At 52.5% G+C, this 22,718-nt stretch carries 19 protein-coding genes and 1 pseudogene; 9 read left to right on the top strand and 11 right to left on the bottom strand.

Annotated features, from left to right (window positions below; genetic code table 11):
* Positions 1–53 precede the first annotated feature (53 nt).
* Positions 54–1,076, bottom strand: coding sequence for a zinc-dependent alcohol dehydrogenase family protein (locus NN484_RS24240; RefSeq protein WP_215500056.1), 1,023 nt, complete (start codon positions 1,074–1,076; stop codon positions 54–56).
* A 271-nt stretch (positions 1,077–1,347) separates the two neighbouring features.
* Between NN484_RS24240 and NN484_RS24245 the strand changes: the two genes are divergently transcribed.
* Positions 1,348–2,262 (top strand): LysR family transcriptional regulator, encoded by a 915-nt coding sequence (locus NN484_RS24245; RefSeq protein WP_027612769.1) that lies wholly within the window; start codon positions 1,348–1,350, stop codon positions 2,260–2,262.
* A gap of 1,293 nt (positions 2,263–3,555) precedes the next feature.
* On the opposite strand, the pseudogene NN484_RS24250 reads toward NN484_RS24245, so the two are convergent.
* A pseudogene (locus NN484_RS24250) lies at positions 3,556–3,717 on the bottom strand (IS5/IS1182 family transposase); the annotation flags it as partial.
* A gap of 522 nt (positions 3,718–4,239) precedes the next feature.
* Here NN484_RS24250 and NN484_RS24255 point away from each other — a divergent pair.
* Genes NN484_RS24255 through NN484_RS24270 form a run of 4 tightly spaced genes read left to right on the top strand, consistent with a single transcriptional unit; the run spans position 4,240 to position 10,007 of the window.
* The gene (locus tag NN484_RS24255) at positions 4,240–5,358 is read left to right on the top strand and encodes a SagB family peptide dehydrogenase (protein WP_215500055.1); all 1,119 of its coding nucleotides are present in this window, start codon (positions 4,240–4,242) and stop codon (positions 5,356–5,358) included.
* 11 nt (positions 5,359–5,369) lie between these two features.
* Positions 5,370–7,226: a class I SAM-dependent methyltransferase gene (locus tag NN484_RS24260; RefSeq protein ID WP_274658103.1), complete on the top strand. Its 1,857-nt coding sequence runs from the start codon at positions 5,370–5,372 to the stop codon at positions 7,224–7,226.
* Positions 7,226–8,803 (top strand): carbamoyltransferase C-terminal domain-containing protein, encoded by a 1,578-nt coding sequence (locus NN484_RS24265; RefSeq protein ID WP_274658104.1) that lies wholly within the window; start codon positions 7,226–7,228, stop codon positions 8,801–8,803. The genes NN484_RS24260 and NN484_RS24265 overlap by 1 nt, the downstream gene beginning before the upstream one ends.
* The gene (locus NN484_RS24270; RefSeq protein WP_166674989.1) at positions 8,790–10,007 is read left to right on the top strand and encodes an MFS transporter; all 1,218 of its coding nucleotides are present in this window, start codon (positions 8,790–8,792) and stop codon (positions 10,005–10,007) included. The genes NN484_RS24265 and NN484_RS24270 overlap by 14 nt, the downstream gene beginning before the upstream one ends.
* Before the next feature lie 685 nt (positions 10,008–10,692).
* On the opposite strand, the gene NN484_RS24275 is transcribed toward NN484_RS24270, so the two are convergent.
* From NN484_RS24275 to NN484_RS24300, 6 genes are all read right to left on the bottom strand, one after another.
* Positions 10,693–11,418, bottom strand: a complete 726-nt coding sequence (locus NN484_RS24275) for a hypothetical protein (protein ID WP_215500052.1) — start codon at positions 11,416–11,418, stop codon at positions 10,693–10,695.
* A gap of 99 nt (positions 11,419–11,517) precedes the next feature.
* Positions 11,518–13,125, bottom strand: coding sequence for a hypothetical protein (locus NN484_RS24280; protein WP_274658105.1), 1,608 nt, complete (start codon positions 13,123–13,125; stop codon positions 11,518–11,520).
* On the bottom strand, positions 13,110–13,493 hold the full coding sequence (locus tag NN484_RS24285; RefSeq protein WP_274658106.1) for a hypothetical protein: 384 nt from the start codon (positions 13,491–13,493) through the stop codon (positions 13,110–13,112). The genes NN484_RS24280 and NN484_RS24285 overlap by 16 nt, the downstream gene beginning before the upstream one ends.
* Complete coding sequence (locus tag NN484_RS24290) at positions 13,490–13,882, bottom strand: hypothetical protein (RefSeq protein WP_274658107.1); 393 nt, start codon at positions 13,880–13,882, stop codon at positions 13,490–13,492. Before NN484_RS24290 ends, NN484_RS24285 begins: the two co-directional genes overlap by 4 nt.
* A 378-nt stretch (positions 13,883–14,260) precedes the next feature.
* Positions 14,261–15,547 carry a type II toxin-antitoxin system HipA family toxin gene (locus NN484_RS24295; RefSeq protein ID WP_215500049.1) on the bottom strand — a complete coding sequence of 429 codons (1,287 nt, stop codon included), beginning with the start codon at positions 15,545–15,547 and terminating at the stop codon, positions 14,261–14,263.
* Positions 15,540–15,857, bottom strand: coding sequence for a helix-turn-helix domain-containing protein (locus tag NN484_RS24300; protein ID WP_046043284.1), 318 nt, complete (start codon positions 15,855–15,857; stop codon positions 15,540–15,542). The genes NN484_RS24295 and NN484_RS24300 overlap by 8 nt, the downstream gene beginning before the upstream one ends.
* 574 nt (positions 15,858–16,431) lie before the next feature.
* Between NN484_RS24300 and arcD the strand changes: the two genes are divergently transcribed.
* Positions 16,432–17,925, top strand: a complete 1,494-nt coding sequence (gene arcD, locus NN484_RS24305; RefSeq protein ID WP_215500048.1) for an arginine-ornithine antiporter — start codon at positions 16,432–16,434, stop codon at positions 17,923–17,925.
* A gap of 76 nt (positions 17,926–18,001) precedes the next feature.
* On the top strand, positions 18,002–18,550 hold the full coding sequence (locus tag NN484_RS24310) for an Hsp20/alpha crystallin family protein (RefSeq protein WP_127647551.1): 549 nt from the start codon (positions 18,002–18,004) through the stop codon (positions 18,548–18,550).
* 143 nt (positions 18,551–18,693) lie between these two features.
* Here the strand turns inward: NN484_RS24310 and NN484_RS24315 are convergent, their stop codons facing one another.
* From NN484_RS24315 to NN484_RS24325, 3 genes are all read right to left on the bottom strand, one after another.
* Positions 18,694–19,581: a universal stress protein gene (locus NN484_RS24315; protein ID WP_274658108.1), complete on the bottom strand. Its 888-nt coding sequence runs from the start codon at positions 19,579–19,581 to the stop codon at positions 18,694–18,696.
* Positions 19,582–19,683: 102 nt separating this feature from the next.
* Positions 19,684–21,057, bottom strand: coding sequence for an MBL fold metallo-hydrolase RNA specificity domain-containing protein (locus tag NN484_RS24320; protein ID WP_274658109.1), 1,374 nt, complete (start codon positions 21,055–21,057; stop codon positions 19,684–19,686).
* A 74-nt stretch (positions 21,058–21,131) separates the two neighbouring features.
* Positions 21,132–21,365, bottom strand: coding sequence for an Lpp/OprI family alanine-zipper lipoprotein (locus NN484_RS24325; protein WP_127647556.1), 234 nt, complete (start codon positions 21,363–21,365; stop codon positions 21,132–21,134).
* Positions 21,366–21,589: 224 nt separating this feature from the next.
* On the opposite strand from NN484_RS24325, the gene NN484_RS24330 reads away from it, so the two are divergent.
* Positions 21,590–22,237, top strand: coding sequence for a BON domain-containing protein (locus tag NN484_RS24330; protein WP_127647558.1), 648 nt, complete (start codon positions 21,590–21,592; stop codon positions 22,235–22,237).
* A gap of 55 nt (positions 22,238–22,292) precedes the next feature.
* Positions 22,293–22,718, top strand: coding sequence for a potassium channel family protein (locus NN484_RS24335; protein ID WP_127647560.1), 426 nt, complete (start codon positions 22,293–22,295; stop codon positions 22,716–22,718).

Raw genomic sequence — 22,718 nt, forward strand, 5'->3', positions numbered from 1 at the left:
GCGGGAAGTACAACGCAAGAGTCCGTGGGGCCACGGACTCTGATCGGAGGGAGTTACGCAGGTTCGACCTGAAGGGCGACCCGTTCGCGGCATGGGCATTCGTCCATGTAGCGGTGTGCTTCAACGAACTCATTGAACGGGAACACCCGCGTCTTGAGCGGCAGCAGCACGCGATCGGCGGTCAACTGGTTGATGTCACGCAGGGCACGCTGCAAGGCGACGTGGTCCTGGGTAATGCCCAGCTCGGGTTTACCGGTGAAATTGCCGATGCAGTGTACGAAGAACTGGATGTTCTTCTGGAATGCCGCACAGGCGGGGAATGGTGTCTGGTTGCCGCCCTGCAAGCCGTACAGGACCAGGCTGCCACGCGGTGCAAGCACATCGCCGAGCAACGACATCTGCGGGCCGCCAAGACCGTCGAACACCACATCAACGCCACGGTTGTCAGTGATCTTGTTGATTCGCATCAACAGGTCTTCTTCCTCGGTGACAATGACTTTCTCGGCGCCCAGGGACAGCAGGTACTCACGCTCATCGGCAGTTTTCGTCGCCGCAATCACCCGCACACCCAGCGCCTTGCCCAATTGGACAAAGGACGGACCGGCGCAATGGCTGGCGTCAGTGACCAAAGCAAACTGCCCCGGTTTGACCCGTGCCAGATCGACGTAGGCAAAATAGGCGATCAACAGCGGCGTGTAATGCACGCTGGCTTCGATCGGGCTGAGCACGTCCGGATAACGGGTCAGCGCAGTGCGTGGCAATACGATCTGTTCGCCATACACCGGATAGTCGTTCGGGCTTTCGGCCGGGAAACTGGCAACCTTGTCGCCAATCGACAGATCATCGACACCCTCACCGACGGCGGTCACCACGCCGGCCATTTCATGGCCAAGCCCGGAAGGCAGCCGAGCCTGGGACGAGGCCAGGTTCTGACGCCAGAGAATGTCGTACCAGCTGATGCCGATCGCTTCGACACGCACCTGCACTTCGCCAGGACCTGGCTGAGCGGCCGCATGCTCTTCGCATTTGAGCACCTCGGCCGGACCAAACTTGTGAAAACGGATCGTGCGGGACATCGCAAACCTCGTCAAAGTAACCTCTAATGCCATGAACTCTATCTGGGCTTTTGACCCAAGACTATCAGCGGCTATTAATAGTCGACATGCCTGTCATTGATTCCGCAGTATGGACGGCATTGGCAAAATCGATGAAAAAAACGCCGCAACCGGCACGCTAAAGCTGAATTTACCGGTGCAGAGTACCAGCCTTTCCCCGTAATATTCATGCCGGCCATTGTTCTCATATGGTCGCTCTCGTCAAGCTTGATGACTCTGCCAGGGACTCCAGATGAATCGTAATGACCTGCGTCGTGTCGACCTGAACCTGCTGATCGTGTTCGAAACACTGATGCACGAACGCAGCGTGACCCGCGCCGCCGAGAAACTTTTTCTCGGCCAGCCGGCGATCAGTGCGGCGCTCTCGCGCCTGCGCAGCCTGTTCGATGACCCCCTGTTCGTGCGCACCGGCCGCAGCATGGAGCCGTCCGCCCGCGCGGTGGAAATCTTCGCCCTGCTCTCGCCTGCCCTCGACTCCATCTCCACGGCGGTCAGCCGTGCGGCGGAATTCGATCCGGCCACCAGCACCTCGGTGTTCCGCATCGGCCTGTCCGACGACGTCGAATTCGCCCTGCTGCCGATGCTGCTCAAACGCCTGCGCGCCGAAGCACCGGGGATCGTGCTGGTGGTGCGCCGCGTCAACTACATATTGATGCCGGGCCTGCTCGCTTCCGGCGAAATCTCCATCGGCGTCAGCTACACCACCGACCTGCCGGCCAACGCCAAACGCAAAGTCTTGCGTCGCAGCCAGCCAAAACTGCTGCGCGCCGACACCGTGCCCGGCCCGTTGAGCCTCGACGACTATTGCGCGCGTCCGCATGCATTGGTGTCGTTCGCGGGCGACCTCAGTGGGTTTATTGATGAAGAGCTGGAGAAACTCGGCCGCAAGCGACACGTAGTGCTGGCCGTGCCGCAGTTCAATGGCCTGAGTACGTTGCTGGCCGGGACTGACATTGTCGCGACTGTTCCGGATTACACAGCGGATGCGCTGACGGCTGCGGGCGGCGTTCGGGCGGAAGATCCACCGTTGCCGACGCGCACCTTCGAGCTGCACATGGCCTGGCGTGGGTCGCAGGATAATGACCCGGGGGAACGCTGGTTGCGGTCGCGGATTCAGATGTTTTTTGGGGACCCTGAGAGTCTTTAGGCGTTGTCGGGCAGGCTGTTCATCTGATCATTTCTGCCTTTTCATAGACTTTGGAGATCCATTCCCTTCCAGTGGATTGCTACATTGGGGGCACATCTGAGGGCATGCATTGGATCGCTTGAAAAAGGATGCCCCCAGCCTAAGGTCCGGCAGCCCCTTCTCGGAAAAGTCATACGCTACTGGTCGCAAACCGCCGTCGAGCGCTATCCGATTACATCAGCGTGTCGATTACTATCTTCTGGCCCCTATGAAATACTGCCGGCCCGGTGCAGAGACACGATACGATCCTCCCCCCGAACATAGCGGCATGACCAAACGTGACGAAGACCAACACGATGAGGAACCGGTGTAAGCGTATGGTGAATTACCCTCTCGCTCTTATGGCCGGGGTCGGGTAGGTGAATTGCCGGACGGCTTAGACGTTGATCACCTCCCCCCCCCGCCACGAATACCCAATCTCGCGTTTCTTCAATGGGCCACCGATCCGCGGCAGCGCCTTCAAATTTCACGGCCATGATCGAGAAAGTTCGAAGCGCGAGGATCAATCACAATCTTCCCGCGAGATATCCGAAAAGTCTGTGAGCACATCGCAATTGATGCAGTGGTACATGCCGGAAGCGTCTTGGTAATGCATACCGCAAAAGCATCCACAAAACGGGCAGCACTCTTGAATCTCCAAATCACCCCACGCCCAGACGCCCACGTATTCCGGTAACGCGTCTCGCCCATACCCCGTGATTTCGAATGCATTAGCATTTTTCGCTATGAATCCATCTTCACCTTCATCCATCAGGATGGGCAACACAACCTCTTCATGCTGCGCTTTCGTGAGATTTAGAAGCGCAGCTGCTTCCTTGTAGAGCTAGTTCAGGTCGGGAGTCGCCTCATGGTCGTTTGTCCCAGCTTCGTCAAGTATGTGTTTACATACTGACTCCAGGGGGGTTCGAGCCATTGTGATGGCGCAATGCTTTGCAAGCGGAGTACTGAGCCAGCAGGGGCATGTGTTAGCTCATCAAAAGTCCGGTGTTTGGAGATCGCTTGGCCTGCTGGTGTTTTTAGCTGGGATGCAATCTGTGAAATGTCATTCTGCGTGAGATTTCCATGCTTCAGTAGCCTGTCAGCAGCCTCCTGAAGCCAGTCCGATTGCTCTAGCAGCCACGTACGAACCTGTCCCTGCGCGTCCATAAGATACTCCCTGCCGACGATGAGTCATTTGACGCTAGCAGATCCCTTCATATGCTCAATTTCGTAGCCTGTCTTTGAATTCTCAGGGTCCAACGGCTCGTGCTTCCATACCCTCGGCAGGGTTTTGGTCTGAAAGTGGGTACTTCCCATCCAGAATTTGAGCGTGCCAAAGGGATGCTCCACCGTCTGCCGGCGCCCCTTCATCTTCCCCGGAACATCCTCAAGTCGGATCTGCACTCCTTCGACTACTGTCCCATGCTCTGAACGCTTCCTATCGCCGAGCCAAGCGGAGCTATAGGGCATCGGCGGTATGTCATCATTCGAACCCGCGTTTCTGGCTTGTATTGAAAATTTCTTAAAATTTCATGCTCGAAAATGAATCATGCAAGACCTCGTAACTACTTGATTATACGAAAATTGAATCACAAGCCCCAGTTTGGCGCTATGTAATAAACAGTTTTAAGCACCACATGAGAGCGCAACTGACAAAAAACGGTATTGACCTGTTACAAAAAAAAATTAAACATTATCTTCGAAGTCAGCAGGCTTCGAATTAATCACGCTAAGAGGGACGATTTTATGCGTAAAGCAAATCTGCAAACTCGGCTAACTGCGCTTTCCAACGATGCATACCAACATCTCCTTGCTCCAAAAAAACAGTTGACCCAACTCCTGGATTAACCCTGAAATATTGATAGATTTGTCATCTAAAGTTGGCAGGCGGGATCTTTCCCGCCTGCTATTTAATTACACTTATTACCAATACCTAAATTATTTCTGAAGGGAATCGAAATGATAGAAGCAGTCGTCAATCAAGATATTATTATCACGGTTTCATCAGAAAAAATTGGACTTTGGAATTTAATCTCTGGAGAACAATACGAAATTTATGAGAGATCTTACTGGGCAAGGATTTTCGAACTGGTGAGTAGGCCGGACTTGTTGGATTTTTCAAAAAGTGAGGACGTTGGATTATACGAAGCTGGATTAATTCTAATTAATGAAGATGCCCGCAACTACGAGCGCAATTTACAAAGCAATGGAAATTGGGGGTGGGATCAGATCTCAAGGATTTTTCATTTGGGCAGTAAACATATAACGATGGATGACGGTGTAATAAATGATACGACCAAGCGGGAAATAGGGTATTTGGATTATTGCGAAAGCATATTTCCAAATATTCCTGAAATCGAGATTGAGCGAGAAGGTGAACTAATAGAGTTGCCGCCCTACGATGGTCAGGCATTTCGCTCAGAAACCCTAGAGAAAACGTTGCGGGCTCGTTCTACGAGTCGAAAGTTCGTCAAAGATCCAATCTCCCTACAAGCCGTCGCAAATATTTTGTATATGACGTTTGGAAAGATACATGGAGACTTAAGGAAAGACGAAATGGAGCAAAGGGGATTAGTTACAGTTGGCTACCGGAGGTCTTCGCCAAGCGCCGGTAGCCTTCAGGCCACAGAGGCTTATATCATTGTGCAAAACGTCGAGGGGTTGGCAGCCGGAGTTTACCACTATAGATCGCACCAGCATAAGCTTACTTTACTCAGTACCGACCTGACGATACCACTCGACAAAGCGCTGTGCTACCAAGACTTCGCTCTAGATGCTGGTTTACTTGTAATTTTGACATCTCGCTTCGACAAGCTGTGGTGGAAATACCCACATTCGAGAGCTTATCGTTCAGCACTTATGGATGTAGGGCATCTATCCCAGACTTTTAATCTCGTTACGACAGCGCATGGTTTAAACACTTGGCTCACAGGTTTTTTTATTGATGATCTTTTGAACCAGCAACTGAGAATAGATTCTCATAAGGAACATACCATTTTCGTCCTGGCTGCTGGGCATGGAGCACCAGATCCGGTTAATCCGGGAATCGAACTAGCACTTGCAAGTTTGCGTGCCTGATGGGGGCATAGATGGGTATGGCATATTCTTCTAGTGAAAGCTCTGAGGCATTAAGAAAAAAAGCAGATACATTTTTGCAGGATGCAAACTTCGATGAGGCGCTCTCATGTTACAAAGCTTCCTTAGCCCATGACCCACAAAATATAAAAGCCTTACATAATTTTGCGAAGCTGCATGAAAAAAATGGGAGTATAACAAAGGCAATCTCATTATACCGCGCAGCAATTGACGAGCACTGTTTCGACGATGAAACGGCAATGTTTCTTTACAAGAGTCTTGCAGATTGTGCAGAAGCCTCAGGAAAATCCAACCTGGCGATCTGGGCCTATAGTAAAGCGTCTAAATCAGAAAAATTTCCATTCCACGAAATTGCTTTCGCCTGTTTAGAAAGCTTAAGAAAGGTCAAACTAAATGATTACGACGAAGAAATTACTGACCTTTTAGGTCCCCTTTTGTTGGTAGATAATCTGGACAGGCAAATTATTGCCGACATTTATTTTGATAACCTAGGCCGAAAAATAAAAAAAATTTTCAATATTGCAAACCCATTTAAAACTTCAAACATATCAAACCAATTGGTAGAGGAGAAAAGTATAGATTTTTTCCTTTCTGGGTTTGCTGTAAGAAATATCCAGGTAGAGATGGCTCTGCGGAAAATGCGCAAAGCGTATCTAACAGCTTTTTCGGAACAAATATTTTCGGCTGCCGATAACCGACTGATCAACTTAATAGCCCAGCAACAAAGTCGTAGTGGTGCAATATGGGGGGTCGAAGAGATAGAGGAAAGTTTATTGAGCGAATTGAGAAGCGCTCTAGAAACAAAAGTAATCGACGACAGCTTTGTGAAAATAACTTGTTCGATACTTGCAATGTATGAAGCGCCTATATCTAAAATCCAAAATCGCAAATGGGGCAAGACATGTCCCTGGCCGAGCTATTGGGATAACTCTGGTATTATTTTTAAATTGGAATCAGCAAACCCTGATCATGTGTGTGCAAGCTTTTATACCGAAAATCCATATCCCCAGTGGTCTGAAAAGCCAACATACTCTGTCGCCGATCTCGATGACGACCTTAAATCACTTGTGATCAATAATCAGGGGGAAATAGCCGGAGAAACCACTGATTATATATTGATCGCTGGGTGTGGTACAGGTCAGCAGGCAATTAGAGCTGCGCTAACATATCCCAAATGTAGGGTTGTTGGGTTAGACATAAGCCTTGCAAGTATCGAATTTGCAAATATCAAGAAAGTGGAGTTTCGGATCACAAATCTTAGCTTTATTTTGGGTGATCTTTCAAAAATTCAAAACATAGGCTTGAGTTTTCGACTAATTGAGTGTGTCGGTGTTCTCCATCATATGAAAGATGAGTTTTTAGCATTACGCTCGCTCCTAAGTCATCTCACCCCCCAAGGGGTCCTTAAGGTCGGCCTTTATAGCTCGCTCGCCAGAAGACCAATTCGACGACTAGCCCAGATATGCATGGAGAAACAGATAAAATTTAATAGCGAAAGCATTGAGTCTGTTCGTACTGTAGCCATCGACAACTCCGAAATTTTTGGCTTGGAAAGTATTACGAGTTCACATGATTTTTTTGATAGGTACTCATGTAACGACCTGTTATTTCACCCCAGAGAGCGCGGATACTGCATATCTGAAATTAAAGAGATTTGTGCAGAACTTGATTGCGAATTTGCCGGTTTTCAAACCAGCACATTCGCGGGGGATGAGCACTTTATAAAGTTTGATTCCACGGCCGAGAATCTAGAAATAAATTTTGATTGGTGGTCCAAAACAGAAGAGGAAATCCCTTCAATGTTTGGGAATATGTATATATTTTGGCTGAGACCAAAGAGGAGTAGTTAGTGGAAATATTAGGATTCAATATTGGTCATGATGGGCATATATGCTCAATAAAAGATGGCAAGCTCATTTATAGTTATGAGAACGAAAAAGATAATGGCGCAAGATATTCTTCGACTTCACTAACTGCCGCTGTGACACATTCACTGCAAGGATTTATGAATTCAGACTGCATTGCAGTCAGCGGCTGGGCAGAAGGCCTACATCCAACAGGCTATCCAATAGATGGTGGCTATCTAGGGTTAAATGTAGCAGAGAAAACACTCAGCACTCCAGGAAAAAACTTTACATGGGTAGAGTGCTCTCATGAGGTGTCACACATTGTGTCCTCATACGCAATGTCAAAGTGGGCAGATACGGATAGTTGTTACGTGTTGCTGTGGGAAGGGTACATAGGGAATTTTTATTTCATCGATTCTAATCTAAACATAACATTGCTGGAAAAAATACTAGAAAGCCCGGGCTTGAGATATGCTTTTGCATACGGGCTTGCCGATCCGTCTTTCAATTTACGACCGGGGTATGCGCGCCTAGGTGACGCCGGAAAAATGATGGCGCTCACTGGCTATGGGCGCAAAAAAAAACCTACAACTGCACAACAGTACGCTCTAGATTATATTCTAAGTTGTGAGTCTGCTATCACGACACTTGATAAAAAAGATCTATTGTCCAGCCCTTTGTACAATATAGGCGTAGAGTCTACAGAGTTTTGTGACTTTGCGAAAATGCTCAGCGACCGCTTATTTGAAATTTTCTTGGATAAAGTTACGCATCATGTAACAACGATGCACCCTTTGGTTATATCCGGCGGATGTGGGTTGAATTGCGAGTGGAACACTAATTGGCGAAACTCTGGATTGTTTAGTGATGTCTTTATACCACCGTGCACTAATGATACAGGTGTCGGTATAGGTGCCAGCGCGATAGCCCAAAAAAAAATTACAGGAAAGGTAGCAGTTGATTGGTCAGTTTATTCAGGGCAGAACTTTGTCTTTGACACTGAAATCACAAAATTCAGCATGTCAAAGTTAGACTTTAGAGAAATATGTCGTCTGCTTTTAAACGGTGAGGTTATTTGCTGGGTGCAAGGACGATGTGAGATAGGCCCTCGTGCTTTGGGAAATCGCTCAATGCTCGCTGCACCTTTCGATAAGGAAACAGCAGAAAAAATCAATAGAATTAAACAGCGGGAAAAATTTCGTCCAGTTGCACCGGTTTGCCTCCAAGAAGATGCCTCTCTGCACTTTGAAGGATGTATTGAAAGTAAATTCATGCTGGAGTTTTTTCGCGTAATCAATCCCGACCTGCAAGCGGTGACTCACATTGATGGCACCGCGCGGGTTCAAACTGTATCACATCAGGATAATGTAACTCTCTATCAACTATTGTGCGAGTTCAAAAAGCAAACGGGGGTTGGGGTGCTCTGCAACACATCCCTTAATGAGAAGGGTAAAGGTTTTATCAACAGACTCTCTGATCTTGAAGAGTTCTGCGCGAATAAATCAATCAACCGCTTTGTCGTAAACGATGTAATGTATACAGCGAGATCTGAGGAGTTCCAAGACTGTGAATCTACCTAAAGTCAAAGGCTACTGGTGCCTATGCGGCGTGCGGTTTAGCACTTCAATCGCGCTATGGATCGATTTCATTCTTATTTTTTCAGTGCTTACCTTTGGTTTTCACTCTAGCACCGAGAAAATTGGGTTAGCAGCCGCCATGTACGGAATACCACCTTTAATATTGGGGCCAGTATTCGGCAGAATGATAGATAAGGTAAATTTGTTTCAATTTATACCTATAAGCTTTACATTAAGGTGTGCAGCGTCCTGCCTGTTATTTGTAGCCTCAACAGAAGATATTTTTCTGTTGTTAGTGTTCTTTAAAGGGTTGTCTAATTTAGGCTCCGCAGCTTCAGAAATTGTTCTCACTCGTAAATTACTTGACGATAGCGACATTCCAAAAAACACTGCATTCATTACTGTGGTTGATCAATTTATTAAAGTTTGCTCTCCCTTGGTGGCGGGCGTCGTCGCATCGCTATCGGACAAGTCTAGTGGTTTCTTATTTTCTGCTTTATTTTCGCTGGCAGGACTAATCTTCAGCATTGCTCTCTGGCGCCTACATGGTAAAACGCTTAAAACTCATACAGCCACAGAAAGAACTCTTGGCAGTCTAGCTGCTATACGGAAGCTTTATGCATCGGGGCCTTCGACCCAACTTTTTTTATTGTGCTCACTAGCCCAGTCTGGGGTGCTTGGTTTTTACGACTCAATGTTAGGAACACTGCTTAAGACATTATCGCTAGGTCCATCTGCATTTGGTATAGTGGTTAGTGCCACTGCACTTGGCGGGGTCAGTGCCGGCTTCGCTTTCAAATATCTTTACCCTTCAAAGGCTTTACTATGTTCTACTATTTCATTGATGATTTATGGCGTTTGCATCATGTTTTCAGGTGTGGTCGCGATCTTGCAGTTACCTTTCGCACTTGTATTATTTATAGCGGTATTCTTTTTGTCAGGCATCGCCTACAGCCTCACATCCATGGCGTTCGCGGTTACCTTGCAAAAAAGTTGCTCCCCGTCTCATCTCGGGTTTATCTCATCTAGCGCACGGAGCCTGACGCTGACTCTGTTAATTGGTGGGCCTGTCATCGGAGGTTTTGTTGGACGTATAACTTCGATTGAAACGGTTTTTATGATCGCGGGTTTATCTGCAATTGTAATTGGGCTTGCTCTCCATCTCAAGTATGCACAGGCTGTAATCGATAGGACCTTAGAGGCTTGATGTTTATATTTTAAAAATTTGAGGTGTCAGAGGAACAGGTATTAGGTCTAGCGGCAAATTGACAACCGCAAAGTTCAGATTAGCGTGTTCAATGACAAGGCCTCAACCGGCTACCGCTAAGGACACGATTCAGAGCGATGTAGTTGCGCCGCAGCTCCCGTGAGAAAATGACTCGGCCATGACAACTCCCCCCGCTTTCAAAAGCGCAACATATGCTGCTGTGCCGCCGCGTCTGCAAGCTCGGCGTCGGCAACCCAAGATTGGGCAATACGCTGAAGCATTGCGCTGGTGCGTACAAACTCCGAGGACGCATCTGCCCACTCACGAGGTTGACGGGCCAGGGCACGCTCTTTGTTCACCGCCCTCCCCGATCTGCTTACTGAATACACCCCGCATATTATCCTTTCGATGCTGACGCCACGCTCAATCTTCGCGGATGCCAATGACTCAATGACACTACGCACGACCTCATCAGGTCATGCCTCTTCTTTTGAGCTCAACGGAGCATGGGCCAATACCTGGCCGATCAGTTGATCAGCAATGGCCTGACGATTTTGCTTTTTTAGCCAATCTTCGAACGCCTAAGCACCATTCCAGCAGCGTAGGCTCGTCTAGGCTTTATACCCAACGGGCCGAAGGCCGTTACACCAATTGCAGCAAGCGCATCCTAAATTGGAAGGGCTTGCTATACATAGGCTTCCCAATAAGCCTGCTTACGTAGTGGTTGCATAGAAGAATGAGTAATGTTGTAGAAGGCCTGAGATAGTGGAGTGCCATTCACAAGCTGTGTTTTGGATTTACGTTCTGCCTCCACGACAAGGGCTTCGTAAATCCGTATAAATTTGTAAGCAAGTGGCTGCCCCGTTGAGTCTCCAAGCAAAGTGAAGAAATCCAGCTTGACTTGATGAGGAAGTGGCCCGACCACAATCGTATCCACGTATTGAAAGACCGCTTGTTCGTCACCGTATCTAACCTGAGTGCCTATAGGCGCCAGTACCGGATCGGCCACGTGAATGCCGAAATGTTTGTCTATCAGTCGACGAAGAATACTTAAAGCACTTTTTTCAGCCTCAGCCCGGAAGCGAAAGAATGCGTCGTCGCTATGATTTCTCTGAACCTCTTCGCTTAGCGGATTGCTGCTGACCTTAAGCGTCTCAAGATTGTGGATATGCCGCATATTGATCAGCGTCAGGATCACAGCCAAGGCAATTAATCCCAAACCTATCGACGTAGATGGATCGGAGATTTTGACATTGAAGTACTTGGCAACAACAGGGGTGAGCAGGTTATTCCACCAGGGGGCCGCGCCGATCACTGCAGCGCCCGAGGCCAATAGCGCCATGGCTATTTTATACACGGGATTACCCCGAATAATGCGAATCACCTCCAGCACAAACTCTTTGTTTGTCATTTACAACGACTCCATTCCAATACTAAGTAGGCCATCACTCTATGCTGGCAAACGCTGACTCTATAGAAAACAAGCCCCCAATGCGCCGGCCCTCCACCTTCAATCGAGATACCAAGTGCTGCATGTCGGCTGTCCGCCTTTTTTGTACCCAAAGATACCTTCGAAACGCCGCTTCGCCGTGCAATGCTCTTCACCCTCTGGCCATACGGACCTCTCACCGCTGAAAATCCACAGACACTGAAGTTCATTGCGGGCCAGGTACTCCTGGAAAAATGCCTTATCGCACAGTGCGTAATTGTCGCCCCCGTAGCGGTGGCCATTTAAAAACCGCGCTTCGCCCGAAGGATCGACATACCGACGGTGATCATTAAGCAGTGGTACAAGCGCCAGTTCCCGGGTCAGCCACGCCGCGGGCAGCTGTGCATTGACGCCATGTGCAATGGAAAGGTCGAGTTCATATTCCCAATGGAAGCCGTAGGTTGGCAATGCGTACTCAACCGGTTTGCCGGTAGGAAACTTGTGAATCAACCAATGCTGTTGAGGACAGGGCGCCTCTCGAAAATACGTCGTGCTGGTATAGGTGGGCGCCCGCCAGTTTGAGATATTCAATGCACCTTGAAGGCACAAAAGCTTGATGAAGCGAGCACTGTCTTTCTGTTTAACAATAACCGGCAAAATTCGACGAAACTCCTGCTGGCGCAAACCCTGTTGGAACACATCGTAGTTGTTGTCAAGGTTGGAGAGTGCTCGCCACTCATGCATTACCCACCACTCCTTGCCATCCGGATCGGTGCGGCTCACCAGTTGCGGGAGCAGGTCGGCAGGATTGTCCCGCACAGGCCACTCCATCAGGTCCTGTTCTTCGTCGTGTTCAAAGACCAGGGGGGGAATGAACACCCAGTCATCATTATGGCTGTCGTCAGCATCGGTACTGAGCAAAGTCGGATCGATATCGCGCTGGAAGCCAATGTCCGATGGTGTGAAGTACGCCCTAGGCTTCGGATAGACATTCAGCTCATGGTTATCCGCCAACCGGCAAAGTAACTCGTTTAGGGCCATCCATTGATATTTTTCTGCGATCCGCTCAACAACAGGCCTGCCCCCTGGATAATCCAAATCCTGGGATTCCTCCGGCGGGAATTTCTCTACGGACCAACCCAGGTCGTACGCCCGCTTTGCAATCCAGCGCTGTGCCTCCTCATGGTTTATCACAGACGATAGAGAATGATCCGTAGCCGAACAGCCTGATTTAATGCGTGTATTCAAGAAATTCTCGACCGCGGGCTTTATTTCGTGGCTGGCGAAAGTGCCCATGCAAGCAGCCTCTATTTCATTGTGACCTGCATGTGCGACGGATTGGTCAAGCATCGCCTGCGTCACGTTCAGCTGTGGTGGTGCAGATTGATAAGGGGGTTGGCATTTTCCTGGATCGACGGCCGTGTCCAAGCAGGAAGCCGTCACTGCCAATTCAACCATTCGCCGTGCGTAATCGCGCAGAAGCAGGGACAAGGGAACGTCGTCTGTATCGAATACATGTAGGTAGGCGGTGGTGGCAAAGCCTCGCAAGCGGGCAGGATTCGGATCATTGCAGCAGGCGCCATAGGCCGCTGCATGCAGGCGTTCCCACACATACATATCGTCTAACCCCGAAAAAGCCTCGCACAAGGTTTTGTACAAATCCTGCCGGGCAATCAGCAGTGAAACCAAGGCCTTGGTGGCAAATCCCGGACCAGGCGGTTGCTAGAGGTAAACATCCAGGTCAACACGATACTGCACAGGTACTGGACTTCACGGTCGGTATGGTCGCCTTGTTCCAGAAGACACCACTTGTAGAGTTTGTCCAGTGCACTCCCCGCCTGAGTGGAGCACCTGTTGATGTGAACCGACCAACTCGTATCCCTATCGACAAGGCTTTGGCACATCAGCATCGTGTGCAGTGCTCGCGCATTCCATGGGTGATCAGAAACCACGGCCAGCTCGATCACGACATCGAAGGCCTCTTCATCACGTAACAGCACGCTGTCGAACAACGCATGCGTGCGCTCGCTGAAAGCCTCACTGCTGCGCCACCTCAAGCTCTCCACAAACAGGCGCTCAAGTTTCCCGATGGGCCGCCACTTTTCGGCTGGGCGGGCAAGGCGTCCAGAAACTCCCTATTGAAACGCTCTGGAACCTGGATGCAAAGTGCTTCAACCAGTCCCATCCACATCGAGTCCACTTTGCCACTCTGGTGTATAAATGCCAGCACACCGGTTGCCAACGCATCGCGAATGTCATCGACCTCTTTCAGCAAGACTTCTGCCATAAGATGGTCTTGGAAACGCTGAAAACTGAACCTGACAATTTCGGTCACAGGCGCATCAGTATCGCCATCCTCGGTATGAGGCAGAGGATCGACGCGCAACAACCCGTTGCGGCGTAACAACTCAAACCAAGTCGCGTCCTCAGGCGGCGAAAAATCCATAAATGCTTCTTTTGCGATTTGGAAAGCTCGCACTCGTGGGAGATGATCACGCCGCTCAACCACCATATGATGAGCAATCAACTGCAGTGTGCGCCGTGTCGGTAATCAGGCCCTGGGCCTAGCTTCTACTCGGGGCCGCGCAAGCCTTCCATTTCATTGGGGGCAAAAATGGGGGCATCACCAGTTTTTTTTCAGCCTGAAACCACCGCCCGAGAACCCAGTCAGAATGTTTTTGGGGACCCTGAGAGTCTTTAGGCGTTGTCGGGCAGGCTGTTCATCTGATCATTTCTGGCTTTTCATAGGCCATGGAGATCCATTCACTTCCAGTGGATTGCTACATTGGGGGCACACATGAGAATCGCCCACTCCTTCCCATCTTCAACGGCGACCGCTGCTCGCGTGACCGTGGTGTAACCGAGCTACGTTCTGATCGATGCGGCCTTGGATCGTGCGCAAGGTGTCTCGAGTAATAACCTGTGGGTATAGGCTCTCGGCGATGGTTGCAAACCGGCCCGCCACATCACAAATGCCGTCAATCATTCTGCCTGCAACGTCCGGGGGCACCTCGGCTTCGTCGGCAAGCCGAAGCATTTGCGAGCGGGAAATCGCCAGGGCTTCCCCCATCACATCCAACTGGTGATATCCACCTGGCCCCTCGCAGAAGGTCACGTCGTAAGCCGGCGACAGTCTCCACTGACCGTCTTGCGACATGATGTAGGCAAAGTTTTTGGGATGATCGTCTCTGTTGTTGAACGCAACATTGAAGACAGCACGTTCGAAGGCCACCGCCATCTCTCGCACGTCGTTGGTACACATCTGTGTTGCCCGCAAGAAGTTGACGTAGTCCAACACCCCCGGAGACCGGTAATTTGCCCCCGTAAAGGCAGCGAGGCTTTGCATGGGTACGCGCAGACCATCCCGGCGGTCAAATCGCTTACTGGCAAACGCTGCCAACCCATCAGGCAGACTGAAGTACTGCGTGTCAGGGGTCTCGATACCGCACATGCGCAGGCACTCGGCGTAGACCATTTCGATAGCGCACACCTCGGCATGTTCTTCTTTGGCCGGGAATTTAATCAACCATGCTTCAAAGCCCGGTGTGACGGCCGTGGTAAATCCGCCAGTTTCGGGATCGCGATAGACGAGGGCCTTAGGCCTCGCACCTTGAGGCGATCCGCCCACCAGCAGCAACGCCTGCAGGAACTCGCCACCGTCTCCACGTAGTACTTCCTGCACTTCGGCGGCAAGCTGTTCCAGCGGGATGTGGACTTCAGACTCCTGCCCTTCGGGTGCCACGGGCTCAAACGTCATGGCCCCCATCGCATTGCTACCGACGTAGGCCAGCCGTTCCAGTGAACCGATGCGCGCCGTGGTGAGCCCGCGGCGCCTGAACATACGGTCCATCAGCAACATCCCCCACCCATCCGGCAGCGAGTCGTAAACAGGCCCTGGCAAGTGCAGTTGGTGGTCTGGAAAATCTCGGCGCAACTGAGCCCCCTCCAGCGGCAGCGTGTAGGAGGACAGTTCCAAGCCCCTTTGCCTGGCTTCATTGCTGTACTCGAACACGATCAGTGGGCGACCGGTCAGGGCGGTCGTGGAGACTAGCGTGCCCCATTGCCATCGCTCACCCCAGCCCTCGTAGAAGACGTTCACCTGCTCAAGCATTGCCGGACTTCCTCTTTGTACGGAGACGATTGGCGCTGTTTTCGTAGCGCCGAATATCCTCGATGCTTTCCAGCTTTGGCAGGAACAGGCCTTCGAGTTCCTTGGTTCGGCCAAGGGCCATCGCCACCCGGACCACGTTCTCGAACCCGACATTGCGCCCGGCTTCAAGGTTGGACACGGTGTTGGTGCCGATGCCGGCACGTCCGGCCAAGTCGGCTTGTGTCATGTCCAGCGCCAAGCGCTCTGTGCGCAAACGATCGCAGAGGCGCTTGACGACCTCGCTCGGCTTGCTGAAGCTTAAATCCAACATAGTGTGTATCAAGCCCATTCTGCGCCAGTTAGTTCCCAAAATTATAGAATTAACGCCCAGCCCTATCAAGCTGCTTAATTCCCTAATCCTGCGTCTTATCGCTTAGTTTCTAGCCATAGCCACAATTTACTGGATTTATCTACCATAACGCCAAAGGACAGGGAGAACTATTAGGGGCCATTCAGAACCGTATTCTGGGTGAAGGCTTGCCTTCCGCCCAAGCCCAGTGAGCGTTGGGGGACAAAACTGGGGGCAAGCTAAAAATTTCTCGACCTGAAACCACCGCCAGAGCCTAGTCAAAATGTTCTTCGGCGACCCCGATAGCCTTTAATGCGAGATCGGGCACTTCGAAAAAACTCGCAGCAGGTTCCTGAAGTGCCCCCGAGTCCATGTCGGATACAACCTCCTCGCCTGCAATGGATGCCAGAGAGCTTCATTTCCCAAATAGCTGTTCTTCTCTAATTTGACATTTATCAACCACAGACACGCCCTTCTCACTGAGATTGTTCCTTGACGTCTGCAAGAACCGCGTCCGCGGCCGATGCAGACGACCCAGTCTTCGTGGAGGCCTGTCATGACTACTCAACTGCAAGACATTCAACCCAGCATTCCCCCCGCCAGGCCGCAACCTCTGACTGTCAGTCTGCGCAAGGCTGAACCCAAACGCTTGTCACTGAGCCTGCTGATCGCGCTGGTGGTTGGGTCGATGATCGGCAGCGGTATTTTCAGCCTGCCGCAGAACATGGCGGCCAGCGCGGGCGCAGGAGCGATTCTGATTGGTTGGGTGATCACCGGCGTCGGCATGCTGTCGCTGGCGTTGGTCTATCAGACCCTGTCCAATCGCCAGCCCGCACTGGACAACGGTGTGTTCGCCTATGCCCGGACACTGGGCGGTGAGTTTCTCGGTTTCAACTCTGCCTGGGGTTACTGGATCAGTGCCTGGATCGGCAACGTCAGCTATCTGGTGATTTTGTTCGCCGCGCTGAGTTACTTTTTCCCGCTGTTTGGCGAAGGCAACAACAAAGCGGCGATCGCCGGAGCATCCGTAGTGTTGTGGTCGTTGCACTGGATGATCCTGCGAGGCATGCGCACGGCGGCGCGGGCCAATGCCCTGACAACCGTGGCCAAGGTGGTGCCGTTGCTGCTATTCATCGGCTTGGTGATTGCCGCCTTCCAGCGTGAAACCTTCATGGTGGATTTCTGGGGGACACCCGCGTTGGGCAGCACGTTTGATCAAGTCAAAAGCACAATGCTGGTGACTGTCTGGGTGTTCATCGGCATCGAGGGCGCCAACGTGTTCTCTGCCCGCGCTGCCGAACGCGCCAACGTCGGTAGAGCCACGGTCATCGGTTTCGTCATCACACTGTTGCTGCTGATTGCCGTGTCCTTGCTGTCGCTGGGCATTCTCAGACAACCGGAGCTGGCGGCCCTGAAAAACCCTTCGATGGCCGGTGTTCTGCAAGCCGCCGCCGGGCCGTGGGGCGCGGTATTGATCAGTATTGGCTTGATCATTTCAGTCGGCGGTGCCCTGCTCGCCTGGACGCTGCTGGCAGCCGAATCGGTGTTTACCCCGGCCAGAGAAAAGGTCATGCCGGTGTCGCTTGGAGAGGAAAACACCCGTGGCGCGCCCGCTAATGCACTGTGGCTCACGAACGGATGCATTCAGTTGTTTCTGCTGCTGACGCTGTACTCAAGTGCCAGTTACCTGGCCCTGATTTCCCTCGCCACCTCGATGATTCTGCTGCCGTATCTGTTCAGCGGCCTCTATGCACTGAAAATGACGTGGCAGGGCGAAACCTACGCCGGCCATCGCGCAATGCAAATACGCGACATGGCAATCGCCTTGGTCGCCACGCTGTATTGCGTCTGGCTGCTGTATGCCGCCGGGCCTAAATACCTCTTGCTCAGTGCTTTGCTCTACGCCCCCGGCTCATTGATTTATCTGGGCACGCTGAGAGCCCGTCAGGGCCAGCCGCTCAGCGGTCCCGAGACGGGCCTGCTGATCATTATCTGGGCAGCAGCGGCTTACGCCGGCTGGATGCTGTGGTCCGGGACGCTAACGCTTTAAGGAAGCTTGTTCTGTCCTGGCGGTTTGCAGACAGGATGATTGTCGGCCGCCTTCCATTCGCAATGGAGTACCGAAAATGAGCAATTCCGTGAAGAAGATGCCAGTCACTACCGAAGTAAAAAACAAATCCGGCCAGCAGCCGATGACAACGGACCTATGGCGACCTCTGGAAAAGCTCCGCCAGCAAGTCGATCACCTGTTCGAAGACTTCAACCGTGGCTCAGGACTTTCACCCTTTGGTCGCGGGCTGTTCGATACCGAACCGCTCTGGCGTCGCGAACTGCACGGTTTCAACATGCCGGCGGTCGACATCAGCGAGAAGGATAAAAGCTACGAAATTACGGCTGAGCTACCCGGCATGGATCAGAAGAACATCGAGATCAAACTGTCGAACGGCAGCCTGATCATCAAAGGTGAAAAGAAAGAGGACAAGGAAGAAAAAAGGAAAGGCTATCACCTCAGCGAGCGTCACTACGGCTCCTTTGAACGAGTATTTACGCTGCCCAAAGGCGTCGACGCTGAAAAAATCGACGCGAGTTTCTCCAAAGGCGTGTTGAGTATCTCGTTGCCGAAAAAGCCTGAAGCGCTAAAAGCGGACAAAGTCGTGCCCATCAAAGGCGCGTAAGTCCCAGGCTACTCTGCCCCTTATCGGTGAATCGGCAAGGGGCTTTTTGCGCCTCTCATCGTTGCGGGGCTACCTGCATGAACAGAACGCCCGAGACAGGCTGCCCGGCTCTGCCATTCAGCGGGCCGGCGTGATCGATCACGCTAGACCGCCAGTACGCTACAGGGCACCTGATACAGAATATGTTCGGTGGTACTGCCCAGCAGTTTGTCGACCCCGTGATTTTGCACTCTGCCCATGACGATCACATCCACATGTTGCTCGTCGGCGAATTCGCTGAGCGCCGCAACTGGATGCCCCACTACGAAATGCCGGCGCTCGGCAGGCACACCGTACCGATTGGCCCATGTGATGTAAGACGCTTCCAGTTCCTTGCGCAGGGCTTTGCTCAGCTCCGAGCCCCTCAAGCCATCACCCAGCCCCTCCAGAAATTCCTGGGAAACGTCATAGGCGTACACCAGGTGCAACTCGGCATCGCACTGGATGGCGAAGGCCGTGGCCTGCTGAATGATGCGGTCATTTAGCGCATCACCGCCTTCGTCGCTCATTGCGACATCTACTGCCGCTACAACCTTGCGCGGCAAGGCATGTCCAGTGCCGCCCAACATATAAACCGGTACCGGACAATGGCGCAGCAACTGCCAGTCCAGCGGCGTGAAGAACGCCCGCTTGAGTGTCGACTCGTGTTGCACTTCCTTGATCAGCAGTTCGGGCTTCATTTCATTTACGTAATCGAGGATCTCTTGCTTCATGTCATCGGTCCAGCCGACCTCGGCTGTCACCTCAAGGCCTCTGCCCCGCAGATTGATCGCTTGATACTTGAGCCAGTCACGATGATCCTGCAAATAGTTCGCGCGGGCCTCCTCACGATCGCCCTCTTCCAGCATCGAGAGGATATCCAGCGACTTTACGAACGCCCTGATATGGAGCGTCGCACCACTTGCCTTTGCCAGTGCGGCAGCATGGTTGATCGCCGGCGAGCGGCGCAGAGACGGGTTGATGACCAGCAACAAATGTTGATATTGGCTCATGATTGTCTCCACAGAAAACAGGTTCGCCGAAGCCAGGAACCGCGCCGACAAGAAGCACCGTCAAGCCTGGCAGGAACAGCCGTACTCACACGGCGAGCTCAGTCACTGAGCCGTTTCGCCGCCAAGTTCGACTTGATCGCGATATTCCGGCACCGACACCGACCATCCCAGTTCCAGACTGATGCGCCGGCGCAGGACGTCCGAGGCATTGGGCTCGCCGTGCACCACGTAGGTGTGTTTCGGGGCGCGCTTGAAGCCACGCAGCCACTGGATGATTTCATCGGCATCGGCGTGTGCGGACAGGGTCTGCATCGGCACCACTTCGGCGCGAATCGGTACGTCTTGCCCGTGAATCCGTACCGACGGGACACCCGCGACAATTTGTGCCCCGCGCGTGCCGCCGGCCTGAAAGCCCGGCATCAGAAGTGCATTCAGCGGGTTGGGCGCCAGTGCCTTGAGGTGATGCAGCACTCGTCCACCGGTGGCCATGCCGCTGGCAGCGATGATCACTGCGGGGGTGCGTTGCTGGTCCAGATCAATGGACTCCTGAGTCGAGCGCACAAATTGCGTGCCCCGGCACATCCCCTCGCAATCTTCCAATGACAAGCGGTGTTCACTGCGAAAACGTTGATACAGGCGTGTGACGTCGGTGGCCATGGGGCTATTGAGGTACACCGGCAGGTCAGGGATCGCGTGTCGCTGTTTGAGCTGGTAGAGGTAATACATCAGCAGTTGCGCGCGTCCGACCGCGAACGAAGGCACCAGAATGATGCCATGGCGCAGTGCCGTGCGATTGATCACCTCAGCCATTTGCTTCTCTGGCGCGTCATCTGGGTGCCGACGATCACCGTAGGTCGATTCCACCAGCAAATAGTCGGCCTGCTCGATGATTTCCGGGGCGTACATCAATGGATCGCTTGGTCGCCCAAGGTCACCCGAGCACACCAGCGTGGTGCCATCGGCGACGACCTCGACGGTGGCAGCGCCCAGAATGTGGCCCGCGCCGCGCAGCAGAATGCTCAGCCCCGGAATAACCTCGATCCGGTGATGCAACTCGATCGGCTGCAGCAGTTTCAATGCCTGCTCGGCATCCTGCTCGGTGTACAAGGGCAAGGCCGGCGAATGCTTGGAGAAACCATGTTTATTGGCAAAACTCGCCTCCTCTTCCTGCAGGCGACCACTGTCGAGCAGCAGGATTTTCACCAGCTCGCAGGTCGCCGCCGTGGCATACACCGGGCCGCGATACCCATTGCGCACCAGCACCGGCAGATAGCCGCTGTGATCCAGGTGGGCATGGGTCAGCACGATGGCATCCAGGTCGCGTACGGGAATCTGGAACGGATCCCGGTTATGCAAGCGCAGTTGCTTGTAGCCCTGAAACAAACCGCAGTCGATCAGGACATGCCTACCGTGATGTTCCAGCAGGTACTTGCTGCCGGTGACCGTGCCGGCAGCACCGAGAAATGTCATTTGCATGGTCGTTTCCTTGAACCGTCATGGGAGCGCTATCGATCGCTCTTTTGGGTTACGGATGTCGATGTAAACGCCCACTACTTGTGTGTCGCTTTTTCAGCCATCCGTCTGGCGCGCTCATTGGCCTCATCAGCCGCACGCTGTGCCTGTTCCGCTTTCAATATCGCTTCGTCGGCGCGCAAGCGTGCCGTCGCCGCATTGTCTTCGGCGGATTCCAGTCGAGCATCGATTTCCTGGGCATGACGGTGGCTGCACCCGGTGGTCGTGGCCAACACAATACTCAGCACAACGATGGACCAGCGCGTGTTCATGGCTTTCCCCTTGATTGATCGCGACTCTGCTGAATCGATAGTTCGAGTATCTGTCGTCACTTGCTGCCGGCTCTGATTTTTGTCAACTAATGGCCGCATCGTTCAATCGCCAGGCAAAGGGGCATTGTTGATATAGCTCAATGATTTTCCGGTGTTCAGGCGTAGAAAAGAACTGACCGGGTGCTCACCGTTCGTGAGCCTCACGCCGAAGAGAGAACGCCGCCATGAGCGATTTGAATCTGCGCAAAACCATTCTGGAAGAACTCGAATTCCAGCCTGAAATCAATGCCGCCAACATCGGGGTCAGCGTAGATAACGGTGTTGTCACGCTCTGCGGGCACGTCAACAGCTACGCTCAGAAAGTCACTGCAGAACGTGTGGTGAAAAGCATCAAAGGTGTGCGTGCACTGGCCGAAGAAATCGAGGTAAAGCTGAACGCCAATTCGGGAACGGAGGACGACACCATCGCCAGGCGCGCGTTGAAAATCATTCACTGGAGTTCCGACGTTCCCGAAGGCGACGTCAAAGTCATCGTGCAACACGGCCGGGTCACGCTTGAAGGTGAAGTGGACTGGCAATACCAGAAGGAAACCGTAGAGCGTTGTGTCCGCAAGTTGTCCGGTGTAATCGGCGTGGACAATCGTCTGATCCTGCGCCCACGGCTGGACGTTTTTGATATCCAGCAGCGCATTGAAGCCGCACTCAAGCGCAACGCCGAAGTGGAGGCTCAGGATATTCGCGTCAACGTCGAAGGCGACGTTGTGAAGCTCGAAGGCCGCGTCCATTTGTGGCGCGAGCGCCAGATCGCAGAACGAGCCGCCTGGTCGGTGCCCGGCGTTAGCAGAGTCGAAGATCATCTGCTGCTGGCATAAGCTCACGGTGCCGATCACCCTGGCTGCGGTCGCCATCTGATGCCGGAGAGTCGCCATGCTGGTCGTCACCCTGATCAACACCCTGGTGGTGATCGCCGCCGTGTTGATTCACTACGAATGCCTTTCACGCCTGAACGACTGGCTGCCGAAACTGAAAAACTGGAGTCGGTTCCGCATCGTCGTCGGGGTGTTCGGCGGGCTGCTGGCTCATGCCATAGAGGTCTGGTGTTTCGCCCTGGTCTACTTCCTGATGTCGCGGTCCGGCGATTGGGGGCGCCTCACGGGCAGCTTTGACGGCTCGTATATGGACTGCGTGTACTTCTCCTTCACGACCTACACGACCATCGGTTTTGGTGACATTGCCCCGGTCGGCAATCTCAAGTACCTCACCGGTCTGGAGGCTTTGACGGGCCTGGTGCTGATCACCTGGACCGCCTCCTTCCTGTTCCTCGAAATGCAGAAATACTGGAAGAGCAAATAG

This window comes from Pseudomonas serboccidentalis (assembly GCF_028830055.1).
Classification (GTDB): domain Bacteria; phylum Pseudomonadota; class Gammaproteobacteria; order Pseudomonadales; family Pseudomonadaceae; genus Aquipseudomonas; species Aquipseudomonas serboccidentalis.

Excerpts from the sequence above, each read along its gene's own strand:
- NN484_RS24300 (WP_046043284.1), bottom strand. The coding sequence starts at position 15,857 with ATGTTGGATTTAAGCTTCAGCAAGCCGAGCGAGGTCGTCAAGCGCCTC.
- NN484_RS24325 (WP_127647556.1), bottom strand. The coding sequence starts at position 21,365 with ATGAACACGCGCTGGTCCATCGTTGTGCTGAGTATTGTGTTGGCCACG.
- NN484_RS24240 (WP_215500056.1), bottom strand. The coding sequence starts at position 1,076 with ATGTCCCGCACGATCCGTTTTCACAAGTTTGGTCCGGCCGAGGTGCTC.
- NN484_RS24255 (WP_215500055.1), top strand. The coding sequence starts at position 4,240 with ATGATAGAAGCAGTCGTCAATCAAGATATTATTATCACGGTTTCATCA.
- NN484_RS24245 (WP_027612769.1), top strand. The coding sequence starts at position 1,348 with ATGAATCGTAATGACCTGCGTCGTGTCGACCTGAACCTGCTGATCGTG.
- NN484_RS24310 (WP_127647551.1), top strand. The coding sequence starts at position 18,002 with ATGAGCAATTCCGTGAAGAAGATGCCAGTCACTACCGAAGTAAAAAAC.
- NN484_RS24320 (WP_274658109.1), bottom strand. The coding sequence starts at position 21,057 with ATGCAAATGACATTTCTCGGTGCTGCCGGCACGGTCACCGGCAGCAAG.
- NN484_RS24295 (WP_215500049.1), bottom strand. The coding sequence starts at position 15,547 with ATGCTTGAGCAGGTGAACGTCTTCTACGAGGGCTGGGGTGAGCGATGG.
- NN484_RS24315 (WP_274658108.1), bottom strand. The coding sequence starts at position 19,581 with ATGAGCCAATATCAACATTTGTTGCTGGTCATCAACCCGTCTCTGCGC.
- NN484_RS24290 (WP_274658107.1), bottom strand. The coding sequence starts at position 13,882 with ATGGATTTTTCGCCGCCTGAGGACGCGACTTGGTTTGAGTTGTTACGC.
- NN484_RS24260 (WP_274658103.1), top strand. The coding sequence starts at position 5,370 with ATGGGTATGGCATATTCTTCTAGTGAAAGCTCTGAGGCATTAAGAAAA.
- NN484_RS24335 (WP_127647560.1), top strand. The coding sequence starts at position 22,293 with ATGCTGGTCGTCACCCTGATCAACACCCTGGTGGTGATCGCCGCCGTG.
- NN484_RS24330 (WP_127647558.1), top strand. The coding sequence starts at position 21,590 with ATGAGCGATTTGAATCTGCGCAAAACCATTCTGGAAGAACTCGAATTC.
- NN484_RS24275 (WP_215500052.1), bottom strand. The coding sequence starts at position 11,418 with ATGACAAACAAAGAGTTTGTGCTGGAGGTGATTCGCATTATTCGGGGT.
- arcD (WP_215500048.1), top strand. The coding sequence starts at position 16,432 with ATGACTACTCAACTGCAAGACATTCAACCCAGCATTCCCCCCGCCAGG.